Here is a 16939-nt window from a genome sequence, read left to right as displayed (position 1 = left end):
CGCGCCGGTGACGGATTACGAGGCTCGTCTGCGGCAAGCGATCGCCACCATCCGGGAGCTCCGGGCCGAGCGGGACGCCCTCGCGCGCGCCAGGTCCGAGCCGATCGCCGTCATCGGCATGGCGTGCCGGTTCCCGGGCGGCGCGTCGACGCCGGAGGCCTACTGGCGGCTGCTCGAGGACGGCGTCGACGCGGTCACCGAGATCCCCGCCGAGCGGTGGCGCCTCGAGCCCGCCGCCGACGAGGCCCCGGATCCGCGGGCGCGCGCGACCCGCTGGGGCGCCTTCCTCCGGGACGTCGACAAGTTCGACGCGCGCTTCTTCGGCATCTCGCCCCGGGAGGCGGCGGCCATGGATCCGCAGCAGCGCCTGCTGCTCGAGGTGGCCTGGGAGGCCCTGGAGCGCGGCGGGCAGGTCCCGGAGCGGCTCGCCGGGACGAGCGCGGGCGTGTTCCTGGGCATGAGCACCAACGACTACGCCCACCTGTGCGGCGCGTTCGAGCCCGGCGCGCAGGACATCCACGCCATGACGGGCAACTTCTTCTCGTTCCCCGCGGGCAGGCTCTCGTACACGCTCGGCCTCCACGGGCCGAGCCTGACCGTCGACACCGCGTGCTCGTCGTCGCTCGTGGCGGTCCACCTCGCGTGCCAGAGCCTGCGGAGCGGCGAGTGCTCGCTCGCCCTCGCGGGCGGCGTCAACCTCCTCCTGTCGCCGGCGACGATGCGGCTCATCGCGACGACCGGGGCGCTCTCGCCGGACGGCCGGTGCAAGGTCTTCGACGCGGAGGCGAGCGGCTTCGTCCGCGGCGAGGGGTGCGGGCTCGTGCTCCTGAAGCGGCTCTCCGACGCGCAGGCCGACGGCGACCCCATCTGCGCCGTCATCCGCGGCTCGGCGGTCAACCAGGACGGCCGATCCACGGGGATGACGGCCCCGAACGTCCTCTCCCAGCAATCGATGCTGAAGAAGGCCCTGGAGAGCGCCGGCGTGCAGCCCTCGGAGATCGGCTACGTGGAGACGCACGGCACCGGCACGTCGCTCGGCGATCCGATCGAGATCGAGGCGCTCGCGCAGGTCGTGGGCAGGCCGCGCGCGGGCGAGGCCGGGTGCGTCCTCGGGGCGGTGAAGACGAACATCGGCCACCTCGAGGCGGCCGCCGGCGTGGCGGGGCTGATCAAGGCCGTGCTCGCCCTCCAGCACGGCGCCATCCCGGCGAACCTCCACTTCCGGGCGCTCAACCCGCGCATCCGGCTGGAGGGCACGTCGCTCTCCATCCCCACGCGCAAGCTCGCGTGGAAGGCGGGCGGCGCCGCCCGCCTCGCCGGCGTGAGCGCGTTCGGCCTGAGCGGCACCAACGCGCACGTGATCCTGGAGGAGGCGCCGCCGAGCGCCGCCGCCTCCGCGGGCGAGGCGAAGGTCGTGCTCCTGCCCCTCTCGGCGAGGTCCCCGGAGGCGCTCGTCGCGGCGGCCCGGGCGATGCGCGATCTCCTGCGCGAGCCCGTCACCGACGCGTCCCCGCGCCTCGCGGACATCGCCTACACGGCGAGCGCCCGGCGGAGCCACCACAGCCACCGCCTGGCCGTGGTGGGGAGCTCCCGGGAGGAGCTCGCGACGTCGCTCGACGCCTGCGCCGAGGGTCAGGCGCCCCCGGGGGCGACCCGGGGCGTCGCGGAGCCGGGAGCGCGGGCCAGCGTGGTCTTCGTGTTCCCGGGGCAGGGGTCGCAGTGGGCCGGCATGCACCGGGAGCTGTTCGCCGAGGAGCCGAGCTACCGCGCCGCGCTCGAGGCCTGCGACGCGCTCGTGCGGCGCCACGCCGGCTGGTCGCTCCTCGACGAGCTCGACGCGCCCGAGGCGACCTCGCGCCTCCAGGAGACCGAGGTGGCGCAGCCGGCGCTCCTCGCCGTCCAGGTGGCGATGGCCGAGCTCTGGCGGTCGCTGGACGTCCGGCCCGGCGCGGTCATCGGGCACAGCGTCGGCGAGATCGCGGCCGCGCACGTCGCGGGCGTCCTGAGCCTGGAGGAAGCCGTCAGGCTCGTGGTGCTGCGCGGGCGCCTGATGCAGCGGACGAAGGGGCTCGGGAAGATGGCCCTCGTCGGCGTGCCCGCCGACGAGGCGGCGCGCCTCCTCGAGGGCGCGGGCGATCGCCTCACCATCGCGGCCGTCAACGATCCGCGCTCTGCCGTGCTGGCCGGCGACGAGGAGGCGCTCTCGGACGTGCTGCGCCGCCTGCGCGGGGAGGGGGTGGACTGCCGCCTGCTCCCGGTGAGCCACGCGTTCCACAGCGCGCAGATGGCGCCGCTGGATCGCGAGCTCGAGCTCGCGCTCTCCGGGCTCGCGCCGCGGAGGGCGGCGCTGCCCCTGTTCAGCACGGTGACCGGCGCGCCCGCCGCCGGGGGCGAGCTCGATCCGGCGTACTGGGCGAGGAACATGAGGGAGCCGGTGCGGTTCGCGGGCGCCGTCGACGCGGCGCTGGCCGCGGGGTACCGGATCTTCCTCGAGGTCGGCCCGCACCCCGTCCTCGCCGGTCACCTCCAGCAGTGCTTCTCCGCGCGGGGCGCGGAGGCGCGCGCGGCCTCCTCGCTCCGGCGAGGGCTCCCGGCGCGGCGGTGCCTGCTGGTGTCGCTCGGGGCGCTCCACGCGCACGGCCACGCCGTCGCGTGGCACCGCCTCTATCCGGCGGGAGGGCGCTGCGTCCCGCTGCCGACGTACGCCTGGCAGCGGACGCGGCACTGGATCGCGCGCGAGCGGCCGGAGGCGCCGGCCGCCCCGGCAGCGCCGCGGCCGTCTGGCGATGCGCCCGCGCCCGAGCCCGAGCCGGCGGGCGGGTCGGCGCCGGACGCGCTGCCGGACGCGCTGATCGAGCGCCTCCGGGCGGCCGCGGCCGACGAGCGCCGGCGGCTGCTGGAGGCGTGGCTGCAGACCGCCGTGGCGCAGACGCTGGGGCTGGACGGGCCCGAGCCGATCGCGCCGGGCGTGAGCCTGCTCGACCTCGGGCTCGACTCGCTGATGAGCCTGGAGCTCCGGGATCGGCTGGAGCTGGGCCTCAAGGTCAAGCTGCCGATCAACCTGCTGCTCGAGCATCCGACGGTCGCGGCGCTCGCCGAGCGCGCGCTGGACGCGCTGCGCTTGCCCGCGCGCCCCGACGGCGAGCGCGCCGAGCGCGGCGAGCGCGCGCCCGCGGGCGGAGGAGCCCCGCGGAGGTCGCCGCTCGTCGCGATCCAGCCCGGCGGCGAGGGATCGCCGTTCTTCTGTGTCCACCCGTTCGGCGGGCCGGTGCTCTGCTACACGGAGCTCGCGCGCCACCTCGGGACGGAGCGGTCCTTCTACGGCCTCCAGGCGGTCGGGCTGGACGACGGCGCCGCGCCCGACGACCGGATCGAGGACATGGCCGCGCGCTACCTCGAGGCCATCCGGACCGTGAGGCCGGCGGGCCCCTACCTGCTCGGCGGCTGGTCGCTCGGCGGGCTCGTCGCGTTCGCGATGGCGCACGAGCTCGCGAGGTCCGGCGAGCGCGTCGCGCTCCTGGCCATGATCGACGGCTACATCTCGAGCCCGAGCTCCCCCGAGCGCCGGCTGTGGCAGCTCGTCGAGTCCGCGAGGATGGCCCGCCCCGAGATGGCGTACGACGAGCTCCGCCGGCTCGACGAGGGCGCGCTGACGGCGCTCGTCCTCGGCGCGGCGCGCGGCGTGGCGCCGGGCTTCGCCGAGGCGGTCCAGCGGCTCGGGGCGGCGCACGGGCGGGCCGCCCGCTCGTACGTCATGCCCTGTTACGGGGGTCGCGTCGTCTATTTCCGCGCGGCGGAGCAGCCGCCGCCAGGCCCCTTCGGTCCGGTGACGGAGCCCTACGGGACTCTCTATCAGCCGATGGCCGGGATCTCGTCACAACCGATCGAGATCCATGAAGTCCCGGGATCTCACCACACGATGCTCCGGGAGCCTCACGTCAGGGTCCTGGCAGAGCGGCTCAGGGAGCGCTTGCTCGCCGCGGACGTCCGCCCCCGCTGAGGCGAGCGAGGCAGTCGGGCCTGCCGAGGGCAGAGCGGAGCACATTGGACGCCGCTGTGAGCCTTCGCCCGGCGTCTGCTCGGGTGTGCAGCTGCGCCGGCGTTCCCGATGTGTCTGCAATGAAACGCTACACGCCCCGATCGAATTACGATAGGAGATCAAGGGGGCAACCTGGGCGGAGCCGCCGCTCTGGTGGGCCATGGCTGGGTGCTCTCGTTCGAGCGGCCAGCCGGCGTGAGGAGGACAGGGATGGAGAACAGCACGGCGGTAACCTTCTCGTCGGGCAGAGTCTGGCTTGACGACGCGAACGGGATTGTGCGGGTCGAGTTCGCGCCCGGGACGCATCAAACGATCCAGATCGCCCGGGAGGTCATCGCCGGCATCAACTCGATCACCAGCGGCGCGCGCCGGCCGGCGCTCGTCGATCTCACCCGCGTGAAGGCGGCCGATCGCGACGCCCGGTCCTACTACGGAAGCCCCGAGGCGACGGCGAGCTGGTCTGCTGCGGCGCTGCTGGTCGACTCGCCCTTGAGCACGACCATCGCGAACATCTGGATGGCAGTCTTCAGCACGATTCACGGCAAGCGCGCCAACCCGTCCAAGATCTTCTCCGACGAGGCGGCCGCGGTCGAGTGGCTGAAAGGGTTCCGCTCGTGAGCGAAGGAGAGCCGTCGACCGACTCTCGCGTTGCCGAGCTTTGCTCGATTCTCCTCGGGGCGAATCCGGCGCTGGGCGAGGCCCCGGGCGAGGCCAGCTTCGACCTGGCGAAGCGCGCCGCCGAGGCGCTGGTGCAGGAGGTGATCGAGCGGCGGGCGAGGGAGGAGCGGCTGGAGCGCCGGCTCAACGACATCATGGTGATGCTCAACTCCATCGTGTCGTTCGACTTCACGAAGCGGGCGGAGGTCAGCGATCAAGGCGACGCCTGGGACGCGCTCGCGCTCGGCCTGAACATGGTGGCCGAGGAGCTCGCCTCCAGGGTGGTGTCCAAGGAGTACGTCGACAACATCCTCCAATCGATGAGCGATCTGCTCGTCGTCGTGGACAAGGCGGGCTCCATCACCAGCGTGAACACCGCGGCGTGCCGCCTGTCGGGCTACACCGCCGAGGAGCTCGTCGGCGCGCCCGCCAGCACCATCTTTCCGGGCGCGTTTCCCTGCATCATGGGCGACGACGAGAGCAGCGTCCTCCTGGAGGAGACGGCGTTCCAGAAGAAGACGGGGGAGGTCGTCCCTATCTCCCTCTCGACGTCCGTGATCACCGGCGGCCTCGGGGAGAGCCAGGGGCTCGTCTGCGTCGCGCGCGATCTCACCGAGCGCAAGCGCCTCGAGGAGGAGGAGCGCCAGCGCCTCGAGCAGGTGGTGCAGACCCAGGCGCTCCTGCTCGAGGAGCTCTCGACGCCGCTCATGCCGATCGCGGATCAGATCCTGGCCATGCCGGTGATCGGCTCCGTGGACGATCGCCGCTCGACCCAGATCATGGAGACGCTGCTCAACGGCGTCGTGGCGCGCGAGGCGCGGATCGTCATCATCGACATCACCGGCGTGCGGAAGATCGACGCGCGGGCGGTGCAGGGCATCGTCAACGCGGTGAAGGCGGTGAAGCTCCTCGGCGCCCAGGTGGTGCTGACCGGCATCCGGCCGGAGGTCGCGGTGGCGCTCATGGAGCTCGAGTTCAATCTCGGCGGCATTTACACGTTTGGCTCGCTGCAGACCGGCATCGGATACGCCATGAAGCAGCTCCAGAAGCCGAAGCCGGCGTGACCTGACAGGCCACGATGCCGCGCCGGCGAGCCCGGCATCGTCCTTGCCCGCGTCGGGCTCGCCGCGCCTCCGGGGAGGCGCGCTCCGAAAGGGGAACACGATGCCCAGGACGTCCCTTCACGTTTCCATCGTCCCGCTCCTCCTGGCCCTTGCCGGCGGCTGCTCCAGCGACGGCCTGCCGCCGTCCGACGCCGGCGGTGCGCCGTCGGAGCAGCCGCCATCGCCGTCGCCGACATCGCCGTCAGCGCCGCTCGGGCCCGAGCAGCAGGCGGAGCTCGGCGCGCTGCTCGCGGAGCGGGAGTCCTCGGCGCGCATGACCGCCGCGGACTTCGCCTCGAAGTACAGCGTCGACTTCGCGTCGGGCCTCTCGTACGCGCCCGCGGACGCCGACAACCTGTCGCTGATCCAGGGCTCCACGTTCCGGCTCGACGACGACGAGCTCGCGAAGCTGTCCGCGAACGGCTTCGTCATCTCCGAGAAGAGGACCTTCCCGACCTTCGTGTACGGCTACGAGAGCATCTACGCGCTCGACCTGCCGCTCTACGTGTCGGCCGACTCCATCCTGTACGCGGTCCACCGCTCCTACGACGCGATCCTGAAGCTCCTGGAGGTCGCCTCGCTGTCCTCCGAGCTCGGGACGATGCTCGAGGAGATGCGCGCGCGGCTCGCCGCGGGCGCGGGCGGCGAGCTCGGCGCCGAGGCGCGCGCCGACGCCGACCTCTTCACGGCCGTGGCGCTAGCGCTCCTGAACGACGAGCCCGTCGCGCCCGTCGCGGGCGCTGACGCGGCGAAGATCGACGAGCTCGTGGCGGGCGCCAAGGCCCACCAGGGCGCGGGCGAGGTGCGCCTCTTCGGCGTCGACCGGCTCATGGACTTCTCCCAGTTCGAGCCGCGCGGCCACTACGCCGACACGCCCGAGCTCGGGCGCTACTTCCGCAGCATGATGTGGCTCGGCCGCGTGGATTTCCGCTTCCTCGAGACCCAGGAGAACGGCGAGCAGGTCTTCCACCGGCGGCAGCTCGAGGGCGCTTACGCGCTGCGCGCCCTCGCCGAGGGGAAGACCCTCGACCGTTACACGCGCATCGACGACGCGATCCAGGCGTTCGTCGGCGAGAGCGACTCTATGACGCTCCCCGAGCTCGACGCCTTGCTCGCGGACCTCGGCCTCGCCGACGCCGCCGGCCTCGCCGGCGTCCCGGACGACGCGATCGTCGCGGTCGTCGGGAAGAAGGGCTACGGGACGCAGCGGATCTCGAGCCACATCATGATCAACGGCCTCGACAAGGGCACGCTGCCCCTGTCGGCGAGCTTCGCGCTGCTCGGCCAGCGGTATGTCGTCGACTCGCACGTCTTCTCGAACGTGGTCTACGACCGGGTGCAGGGCGGCGCCGTCAAGCGCATGATGCCGAGCCCGCTCGACGTGGGCTTCGCCGCGCTCGGCAACGACCACGCGGGCCTCCTGCTCGCGCCCGAGCTCGGGCAGTTCTCCTACGCGCCCGACCTGCACATGATGCGGGTGCTCGTCGACGCGCACCCGGCCGATTTCTGGGGCAAGAACCTCTACAACCGCTGGCTCGGCGCGCTGCGCGAGCTGTCGCCGTCGCGGGCGCTCGCCGAGGCCGAGGGGCTGCCCGGGGTGGCGAAGACCGAGGCGTGGGGCCGGCGCCTGCTCAACACGCAGCTCGCCTCCTGGGCGGAGCTCCGGCACGACACGATCCTCTACGCCAAGCAGTCGTACACGGGCGGCACCACGTGCGAGTTCCCGGACGCCTACGTCGACCCGTACCCGGCGTTCTACGCGCGCATCGCCGAGCTGGCCGAGCACGGCGGCAGGGTCGTCGAGTCGCTCGATCTATCGACCTTTCCCGCGATCGAGACGGCGCTGTCGGCGTACTTCGCGCGGCTGCAGGGCGTCGCGACGACGCTCGGCGAGATGGCGGAGAACCAGCGCGCCGGGCTGCCCCTCACCGAGGAGCACCTCGCTTTCATCAACCAGGCCGTCCGGATCCAGTACGGCTGCGGCTCGCCCGAGGGCGTCGAGGGCTGGTATGCCGATCTCTTCTACCAGCCCGTCCTCGGCGCGAAGCAGGACCCGACGATCGCCGACGTGCACACCCAGCCGACCGACGAGGTCGGGGCGATGGTCGGCCGCGTGCTGCACGTGGGCACCGGCCTGCCGCGGCTCATGGTCGTCACCGCCGACCCGTGCGGCACGCCGCGCGCGTACGTGGGGCTCGTGTCGTCGTACTTCGAGAAGATCACCGGGAATTTCGAGCGCATGACCGACGAGCAGTGGGCCGGCGAGATCGTGGGGGCGACCCCGGGCGATGTCGCCTGGATGAAGGACATCGTCGCCCGCTGATCGCGCGGCCCGGGGCCACGCGAGCTGGCCTTCGTGGAATGTGTGCCGCGGTGTGCCGGCCGAGGCGCCGTGCGACAGCGGGATCACGGTCTGCCGTGGATGTCGTCGCCTGGGGACCGCGCGTCGAGGGCGTGCCTAGCGCGGCGCGCTGCGCGGGCTCCGCGGTTGAACCTCGGACTGGAGTGAAATTTTACATCAGAGCCCGCTCGCGACAGGCTCGGGTTTGAACTTCAATTCATCTGACGAGTGGCGCTTGCCGACGCTGCGCGAGCTCGTCTCCATCCTGGATCTAGGTCACAGCACGGCGTTTCCGGACATCCTCACGATCCGGGAGAACAGCATCTACTGGTCCGCGACCAAGGTGGCGGCAGACGACTCGCTGGCCTGGGGCGTGCTCGCCAGCGAATGGCCACGACCATGGCGAGGGGTGGACGGTTACGGCCTAACGGCTACTTGGCCGCGATGCTCGCCAGGGCCTGTGCGATGCGCGGCGGCGCGTTGGGGCGGGCGTACATTCGCTCCATATAAGAGAGAAGTCCGGGACAATCGCCCAGCAGCTTGGCCTCGTTGCCCCAGTCGAGCGTGTAGGCGAGCACGAAGTCGGCGACGGTGACGCCGTCGCCCACGACGAACTGGCGGCCCCGCATGTGCTCCTCGAGCACCGTGGCCATCGCTTTGAACTCGCGGCTGGCGAGGTCGATGTCGGCGGGCAGGCGCAGCGCCTCGGGGTAGAGCGAGCGGTGCCGGGCGATGCGCCAGAGCGGCTGCTCGAGCTCGGTCACGGTGAACAAGAGCCAGCGGTTGAGCTCGGTCCGCTGCCGTAGATCGGTCGGCAAAAGGTGCTTTTGTGGGTACTTCTCTGCGAGATAAAGCACGATCGCCACCGACTCGGTGATCACGAGGTCTCCGTCGACGAGCACAGGCACCTTGCCGGCGGGGTTGATCTTGCGAAATTCGGGCCGGTTGTGCTCGCCCCCCCTGAGATCGACGCTGATCGCTTCGAAGTCGACCCCCAGCTCCTGCAGCGTCCAGCGGACACGGATCGATCGGGTCGGCGCAAATTCGTAAAATTTCATCGTCGGCGCTCCTGTCGAGGTCGGTGCCCCATCCTTCGAGGCACGCTCCCCCTTGAGACCGGGCTGGCGGCGAAAACTGTTCGATCGCCCGAGACTTTTTTTCGAGCCCTCCGCGCGCCCCAGGGCCTGTGCCGAGGACCCCGGCGAGGCGGGGGTGTTCGAGATGCCCGCTCCTCAGCCGGGTAGCCGCGCCGGCGCGCCGTAGCGCTCGAAGGCGCCCGCAGGTAACAAGAAGGTGTAGATGGCCGCCACCGCCCCGGGCGAGAGCGACGGCACCTGGAGCAGCAACGGGCGGAAGGCGCCGTCGTCTTCGCGCCGGTAGGCCACGAAGGCCGGCGCCCCGTTGGCGCGCACGGGCAGAAGGCGCAGCCGGCCCGCCGCGCCGCAAGACTTGTGCGCGGCGAAGCTCACGATGGCGTCGCGCCCCGCGTACCAGGTCGGCGTGGGCGGCATGGTCAAGAAGGCGTCCTCGCGCAACACGGCCGCGAGCAGCGTCAGATCGTTGGCCTCCCAGGCTCGCACGTAGCGCGCGAGCAGCTCGGCCGCCTCGCCCTCGGGCGGCTGCCAGGGCGCCTCGCGCGCGAGCGGGGCCTCGGCCTCGAGCGTCGCCCGGGCGCGCGAAAGCAGGCTGTTGGCCGCCGAGGTCGTCACGTCGAGCAGCGACGCGGTCTCCTCGGCCGACCAGCCGAGCACGTCACGCAGGAGCAGCACCGCGCGCTGCCGCGGCGGCAAGAGCTGAATGGCCGCGAGAAACGCGAGCGCCACGCCCTCGCGCCGGCTCAAGCGGGCCTCGGGCCCGACCGCCTCTTCGACCGACCAGGCTTCAGGGCAGGGCTCGAGCCACCAGGGCTCGGGCGAGGGCGGCAAAGGCGGCACCGTCGGGTCGGAAGGCCCGCTCGCCTCGGGCAAGAGCGCCCGCGGCTTGCGCCGGGAGGCCAGGTCGAGGCAGACGTTGGTCACGATCTTGTAGAGCCACGCCTTGCGCGTGCCGCGCCCCTCGAAGCCGTCGAACGCCCGCCACGCCCGCACGAACCCCTCTTGCAGCGCGTCTTCGGCGTCGTGCAGCGAGCCCAGGATGCGGTAGCAATGCAGGCGCAGCTGCGGGCCGAGCTCGGCGGCCAGGCGCTCGAAGGCCTCGCGGTCGCCGGCGGGCGCGGCGCCGGGCTTCTCGGCCCCGCCGAGCGGCGCCGGCGCGGGGTCGTGGTCGCTCATGCGATGTCTATAGCGACCGTCCCGGGGGGCGCCAGCGCCGGGGGCGAGCGCAGAGGCTCCGGACGCCCATCATGACGGGAACCATCAGGGTCAGGGTGGGCATCGAGGCTGAGAGCGGTGCGACGTTCCGACCCGCTCCGCGCTCCGGCCGCCTGTCGCAGGCGCCGGTTTGAATTTCAATTCACCGCGAGGCTCCGGACAGCCTCCGGTTTGAATTTCAATTCACCCCCGAGGCTCCGGACAGCCTCCGGTTTGAATTCCGATTCACCCCCGAGGCTCCGGACAACCCCCGGCTCGCACTGAGCGCCTCCCCCCGCGCGCGCCGCCCCCCGCCGCCCTCCCGCCGCCCCCGCCCGCCCCTCACGCCGCCGCCGCGGCCGACTGGAAGGCCCGCGACAGCTCCGCCGGCGCCGGGAGCGCCGCGCTCGCGAGGCCGCGCCGCGCCACCGCGAGCCAGCGCATCGGGTCGGCGACCGCGCCGCTCGCGATCGCGGCGAGCAGGCGGCGGCGCATCCAGTCCTTGCGGCGGTAGAAGCTCGTGCCGTGCTCGGCCGTCGGGCGCGGGACGTAGCTCGCCAGCGAGACGTGCGTCTTCTCGTGGAGCAGCAGATCGGTGAGCGCCGTGAACGCGACCGCGTCGTCCCGCAGGAGCACCGCCGTGAGCAGCGTCCGCACCCGCGACGAGGCGAGGTTCACGCTGATCCCGCTCCCGTCGGTGTGCGCCATCTCGTCCGGGCCGTAGAGATCCTGGTGCACCCAGATCGGCGACGTCGGCAGGTCCGCCGCCTCCGAGATCGCCGCCTCGAGCCGCTCGATGACCGTCATGGCCGCGGCCACGGCGCGGACGCCGGGCACCTCGGCCGCGATCGACAGGAGCGCGTCGCGCGAGGTGCGGGGCATCGGGCACGGCGCCGCGCTCGCCGGCCGCTGCGGCGCCGCCGCGGCGGCCTCGGCGAGCGGCGGCGAGGCCGCGCCCTCGGTCGCGAGCCGCCGCCAGAACGCCTGCGCGAGCGGCTCGTCGATCGCGAGGTACACGAGCTCGCCCGGCCGCGCCCCGGGCGCCTCCCGCCCGGCAGCCTCGGGCGCCGCGGCGGCGCCGAGCGGCGCGCGGGCGGCGCTCCGCCCGGGCCCCGGCGGGGAGCCCTCGAGCGGGCGGAGCACGCCGTCCCGGTGCGCCTTGAGCAGCTCGCGCAGCGTGAGCGGCGCGCTCCGGGCGTGGAGCTGGCCGAGCAGCGGGGACAGCGCCGCCCCAGGGGGCCGCGGGCCGGCGTCGACCACGATCGACCGGAAGAGCGGCGCGTCGAGCAGCCCGCTCGCGAAGCGGATGACCTGCTCGGGGGCCGCCACCGTGGGGGTGCGCGCGCCCGGATCGAGCTCGTCCACCGCCTGGGCGGAGGCGATCGTGACGCTCTCGCCGAGCAGCGCCGCCTGCACGAGCCGGTCGAGCACCGACGAGAGCCGGTGATCCACCGCGCGCAAGAGCTCGCGGTCGTACAGGGCGTCGCGCAGGATGAAGCGCTCGAACGCGGCCACGAGCGCCGCCTCGACGGCCGTGGACGTGCTCGCCGCGACCGCCGAGCGGCCCTTGTTGAGCGGCACCGCGAGCGGCAGCTCCGCGACAAGTCCGAAGCCGGCCGCCGTGATCGCACGCGCGAGCTCCCGGTGCAGCCCGAGCTCGGGGCCGGGGAAGGGGTCGATCCGCGCCGCCACCGTGAGCCCCTTCTGGGTGATCGTGAGCTGCGGCTCGACGCCTTCGCCCCGGCCCACGAGGAGCTCGATCGCGCCGCAGAGCTCGCCCGACGGCGGGAGCCGGAGCGGCACCTCGGCGGCGCGGCGGAGGCGCGCCCGCGCCGTGTTGACGAGCGCGCCGTCGACGTAGATCCGCGCCACGGCCGGGTCGACGAGCCCCACCGCCGAGGCCACCTCGGCGGCGAGCGCCGGCCGCGAGATCGGCTGCGCGAGCGAGAGCCGCACCGAGGTGCCCGTCGTCGACCGGCGCGGCGGCGCGGCGGCGCCCGCGAGGCCAGGCGGCGGCGCGGCCGAGGAGCGGGGCAAGGACAGGAGCGTCCACGAGAAGTCGTCGTAGGGCGGCCCCGCGCCGAGCGGCGCCACGAGCAGCCGGTGCCCGCCCGAGGGCGTCGCCGTGACCACCTCGATCCAGGGCGCGATCTCCAGCGCCGAGAAGAAGCCGATCCCGTGCTCGCCGATCGCGTCGGGCTCGCCCGCCTTGCCGCTCCGGAAGGGGACGAGCAGGTCGGCGAGGAGCTCGGTCCGGCTCATGCCGCGGCCCTGGTCGGCGACCGAGATCTCGCGCCCGTCCTCGGTCGAGCGGACGTCGATGCGGGCGCCGGGCGGCGAGGCGTCGAGCGCGTTCTGGAGCAGCTCGCGGAGCGGGCCGATCCGCGACGACGCCTGCGCGTAGATGGTGCGCGAGAGGATGCGCTGCGCGAGGTCGGGCACCGTGGCCTCGCCGCGGCAGGCGGCGACGAGCGCGAGGCGCTCCGCGCTGCTCGCCTGGAGGTACGCCTCCGCGCGCCCGTGGATCCGCACGAGGAGCAGCTCCGAGAAAAGCCCGTACGAGATCTGGGTCATGGATCGCCTCCGGACGTCCTTTCGCCGGGCCGGAGCGCGGCGCAGGCCGCCCCGTCCACGGGTTCGCCGACGATGAGATCGCGCTCGAGATCGGCCTCGCGCACCCCGGAGGCCCGGTCGAAGGCGGCCCGCAGCGCGTAGCGGTCGCACCAGCCCGCGGGCCGCCGCACCGCCGCGCTGTCGTCGCGGATGAGCAGGAGCCGGCGCGTGCCGAGGCACGGCAGCGGGCCCGCCGGGCGCCGCGACGGCGCGTCCGGGGACGGGAGCGCGCCCGGCGCCCGACGCGCCGCGGCGCCCCCGCCGCCGCCCGCCTGGAGCCGGCCCCGGCAGAGGGCGACCATGGTCGTGTGCGGGCTCACCGCGCGCGCGACGAGCAGCGGCAGCCCGGCGAGATCGCCGCGGCGCCGCGCCAGGGCCGCGAGCGTCTCCGGCGGGTCGAACTCGAGCTCGTCCTCGAGGAGCTCGCGCTCGCCGGGCAGGTGGGGCTGCCACTCGCGCTCGGCCCAGAAGCTCTCGGGCACGAAGAGCCGATCGGCCACGCTCGGCCCGAGGAACCCGAGCAGCGCCTCGCGCCGCTCGGGGTTCACCATGCAGCGCCCCGGGCCGAGCAGGGCGCGCGCGAGCTCGAGGGCCACCTCGTCCCAGCCCGCGGACTGCAGCATGAGCGCGCTGATCTGCGCGGCCATCTCGGCGAGCCGGTCGCGCGCGCGCCGGCCCTCGCCGCCCTCCGCGGCGATCTGGATGAGCCGCCGGTAGAACGCCGTCGCGGCTGCGGTGAACGCCGGCCCGACCTTGAGCGCGTCGCGCCCCTCGGTCAGCTCCACGGCGGCCGGAAAGTCGATGAGCGCGAGCTCGGCCAGGGCCAGGCACGCCTCGACCTTGACCCCGGCGTGGAAGGTGGCCGCCGAGATGCTCGGGAGCAGCGCCCGCCCGCCGACGTGGAAGCGCGCGACGAGCGCGCCGTCGCGCCCCTCCGCGAGGCGGGCGCGCGCCTCCTCCGCGGGCGGGCCGCTCGCCGCGGCGGGGCGCGGGCCGCTCGCCGCGGCGGGGCGCGTGCCGCTCGCCGCGGGGCGCGGGCCGCTCGCCGCGGGGGGGTCGTCCGCGCCGTCGGCCGGCGCGGCCGCGATGCGCTCCTCGACGAGCCGCCCGCCCGAGATCAGCCGGCCGTCGTTCACGGCCGCGCCGTCGAGCAGCACGAGGGCGCGGCTCGCGGGGAAGAAGTGGAGCGCGTCGCGCAGGTAAGCGCGGACCGCGCCCGACTCGAGCAGCGACGACGTGACGCGCACGCGCGTGCCGAGCAGCGGCGCGATCCGGCGCACCGAGCACATCAGCGCGGCGGTGAGCTCGGGCGACGCGCGGCCGCGGGCGCGCTCGGGCTCGTCGGGGGCGAGCTCGGGCGCGACGCCCGCGTCGCCCAGGCTGGGCCACGCCACGACGCGGATCGCCCACCCCTCGATGCCGTCGCCGGTGGTGAGGTGCAGGCTGAAGCCCTCCGGGTCCGACAGCCCGAGGCCGAGCACCGAGAAGAACCCGACCCCGAACCGGCCCAGATCGATGCCGGGCCGCTTGTCTGTCGCGAACGGGATGAGCAGCCGTGAGAGGATTGCCCGGAGCCCCATGCCGGCGCCGGTGTCGCTGACGTCGACGCGCCCGTCGATGACGGCGACGTCGACGAGCGGCTGCGGCGCGCGGGCCGCGTCGGCGGCGTTGAGCACGAGCTCGATGAGCGGCCGGAGCGGGTGCCCGAACTGCCGGGAGATCTCCTCGTCGAGGATCTTGATCAGGTAGGCGCGGTCGATGGGGGGATCGGCGATGTCGCGCTGCCCTGCGCAGAGCGCGTCGAGGGCCGGTCGGTGCAGGCCGATGGCGACGAGCTCGTGCAGCGCTCCCAGAAAGTACAGCCCGGCGTCCCCTTTCGGAGGCGCGGGGCGCCGGCTGCCGCCCCCGTCACCCCCGGCTCCGTAGTGCGCGTGCACGCTCGACTGCTCCCCCTCACGCCCGCCCTCGACATCCCCCTGCGCGAAGTGCGCGCACCCACCGTGCGAATGCGCGCCGAGTGAGCGCCGAGCGGCGAACGATCGGCGGAGCTTTCACCGCCCGTGCCGAGCCGAGCCGTCGGGCGGCGGCCGTCCGTCCTTCAGCGCGCGGCCGCCGGGGGCGGCGGGCCCGCTACCCCGCGGCCCGCCGCGCGGGCGGCGAGCTCGGGGCGCCGCGCTCTTCGCCTTCGTCCGCCTCGCCCTGGGCGTCGCGGCGCTGCGCCGCGGCGCCGCGGGGGAGCGCCGCGCTCTGGGGCAGCGTCGCGCTCTGGGGCAGCGGCGTGGCGCTCTGGGGCAGCGGGGTGGGGCTCTGGGCAGGGTCGGAGAGCTGGGCCAGCTCGGAGAGCTGCAGCGCGCTCCACTTGCCGGGGGGCGGGATCGACAGCACCCCGGCGCGCTCGCGCTCCAGGCGCGCGTTCAGCTCGCCGCCGATGAGCAGCGCCAGGGCCAGGAGCCACAGCCAGAACAGGAAGATCGCGACGGTCGCGAGGCTCCCGTAGAACGTGGCGTAGCGGCCGAGCGTGGCGACGTAGAGCGAGAACAGGGTCGACACGACCGACCAGAGCACCACGGTGAGCACCGCGCCCGGGAAGACCCGGCGCCGCTCGATGTTCGGGCGCTGGATCGAGAGCCTGAAGAACGCGGCCACCATGCAGGTGACGAGCCCGGCCGGGAGGGCGAAGGCGACGATGCGGGCGCCGATCGAGCCGGAGAGCGAGCCGATCAGCACGCCGACGCCGGCGACCACGGGCACCACGGCCAGGCTGGCCATGACGCACGCCGCCGCGATCGCCCTGCGGACGTACCAGGGGCGCTCGCGCGTGTTGTAGATGGTGTCGAACACGCCCATGGCGGTCGAGAGCCCGGAGGACGTGATCCAGAGGAAGCCGGTGATGCTGATGGGGGCGACCGCCGACGACTGCGAGAGCCGGAAGAGCTCCTCGGAGACGAGGTTCGCGACCTCCGGGGGCGCGGCCTTGAGGAGCGGCTGCACCACGAGGTCCGACCACTCCTTGGTCCGGCTGAGCACGTAGCCGGCGAAGGCGGCGAGGGGGATCAGGCTGAGGAACGCGTCGAAGGCCATCGCGCTCGCGGCCCGCGGCCCGTTGTGGCGGTCCAGGCTGACGATGACGCTCCACACCGCCTTCGCGGCGCGGTGGCGCTCGATGTGTCGCCGGATCGCAGATGGCACGGGCGCAGCGTCGCTCTCCCGGGTGCGGGGCGCAATACCATCCGCCGCGCGGGAGAGGCGCGGCGATCTCGGGACAGCGGCAACTTCCGGCGGCGCAGCCGAAGGCGCGCGTCGAGGACGCAGGGCGGCGGTGTCCGTGCGGGGCAGTCCCACACGCTGGATCGCGTGACGGGCGCGTCACGATCGCGCGGCGCGAGCGCAGACGCGGGCCGCGCTCAGGCCTCGGCGATCGTGTCGGCGCGCCTAGGCGTCGGCGTTCCTGTCGGCCGCGAGGAGGCTCTGCACCGCGTAGGGCACCGACTCGACGCCGGCGAGCTCGGCGAGGGCGTAGGCGATGTGCTCGCGGCTCGCGTGCGGCGGGATGCCGACGATCGCCCACGAGCCCCCCTCGCCGCGCTGCAGGTTGCTCCCGCGCTCGACGCGGAGCGCGGCGATGGCCGGGTAGACGGCGACGGTCATCCGCTTCGGCCGGAGGCGGTCCAGCGCGCGCATCGCGAAGGCGATCCGGTCGAACTCGCTGGGATCGCGGTACTCGACGTGCCGCTGCCGATCGATCTCCACGTGGTGGGCATCCCGCTCGCGCACGGGGTGAGCATAGCCCAAGCGGGCCGTCGCGCCGCTCCGGGCCCGCGGCGATCCCGGCGCCGCTGCCGGCCGCGACAGCGGGCGGGCGCCCGGAGCCCGGGGCCCGCGGGTGCCGCCACGCGCC

General features: G+C 74.0%; 10 protein-coding genes and 1 pseudogene. 5 read left to right on the top strand and 6 right to left on the bottom strand.

Translation table 11 applies throughout. From position 1 onward, the window contains the following. The first annotated feature begins 7 nt into the window (after window positions 1–7). From WMF26_RS38140 to WMF26_RS38120, 5 genes and pseudogenes are all read left to right on the top strand, one after another. Complete coding sequence (locus WMF26_RS38140; protein ID WP_437996725.1) at window positions 8–4000, top strand: type I polyketide synthase; 3993 nt, start codon at window positions 8–10, stop codon at window positions 3998–4000. Between the two features lie 249 nt (window positions 4001–4249). Continuing rightward, complete coding sequence (locus tag WMF26_RS38135) at window positions 4250–4657, top strand: DUF7793 family protein (protein ID WP_437996724.1); 408 nt, start codon at window positions 4250–4252, stop codon at window positions 4655–4657. After that, a complete protein-coding gene (locus tag WMF26_RS38130) occupies window positions 4654–5760 on the top strand; it encodes a PAS domain S-box protein (protein ID WP_437996723.1) in 1107 nt (368 codons plus the stop codon). Before WMF26_RS38135 ends, WMF26_RS38130 begins: the two co-directional genes overlap by 4 nt. Before the next feature lie 100 nt (window positions 5761–5860). After that, on the top strand, window positions 5861–8122 hold the full coding sequence (locus tag WMF26_RS38125; protein WP_437996722.1) for a DUF3160 domain-containing protein: 2262 nt from the start codon (window positions 5861–5863) through the stop codon (window positions 8120–8122). Between the two features lie 223 nt (window positions 8123–8345). After that, window positions 8346–8510, top strand: a pseudogene (locus tag WMF26_RS38120) (hypothetical protein); the annotation flags it as partial. Window positions 8511–8571: 61 nt separating this feature from the next. Here WMF26_RS38120 and WMF26_RS38115 read toward each other — a convergent pair. The 6 genes from WMF26_RS38115 to WMF26_RS38090 form a co-directional block, all read right to left on the bottom strand. Beyond that, window positions 8572–9198 (bottom strand): glutathione S-transferase family protein, encoded by a 627-nt coding sequence (locus tag WMF26_RS38115; RefSeq protein WP_437996721.1) that lies wholly within the window; start codon window positions 9196–9198, stop codon window positions 8572–8574. Window positions 9199–9372: 174 nt separating this feature from the next. After that, the gene (locus WMF26_RS38110; RefSeq protein ID WP_437996720.1) at window positions 9373–10410 is read right to left on the bottom strand and encodes an RNA polymerase subunit sigma-70; all 1038 of its coding nucleotides are present in this window, start codon (window positions 10408–10410) and stop codon (window positions 9373–9375) included. A gap of 360 nt (window positions 10411–10770) precedes the next feature. Continuing rightward, window positions 10771–13002: an ATP-binding protein gene (locus WMF26_RS38105; protein WP_437996719.1), complete on the bottom strand. Its 2232-nt coding sequence runs from the start codon at window positions 13000–13002 to the stop codon at window positions 10771–10773. Continuing rightward, window positions 12999–14978, bottom strand: a complete 1980-nt coding sequence (locus tag WMF26_RS38100) for an ATP-binding protein (RefSeq protein ID WP_437996718.1) — start codon at window positions 14976–14978, stop codon at window positions 12999–13001. Before WMF26_RS38100 ends, WMF26_RS38105 begins: the two co-directional genes overlap by 4 nt. Window positions 14979–15171: 193 nt before the next feature. Further along, window positions 15172–16230 carry a YihY/virulence factor BrkB family protein gene (locus tag WMF26_RS38095; protein ID WP_437996717.1) on the bottom strand — a complete coding sequence of 353 codons (1059 nt, stop codon included), beginning with the start codon at window positions 16228–16230 and terminating at the stop codon, window positions 15172–15174. Between the two features lie 243 nt (window positions 16231–16473). Next, window positions 16474–16815, bottom strand: coding sequence for a hypothetical protein (locus WMF26_RS38090; protein ID WP_020739604.1), 342 nt, complete (start codon window positions 16813–16815; stop codon window positions 16474–16476). Window positions 16816–16939 lie beyond the last annotated feature (124 nt).

The sequence above is a fragment of the Sorangium sp. So ce185 genome (genome assembly GCF_051526825.1).
Lineage (GTDB): Bacteria > Myxococcota_A > Polyangia > Polyangiales > Polyangiaceae > Sorangium > Sorangium cellulosum_D.
This window is presented reverse-complemented; position numbering and strand designations above follow the sequence as displayed.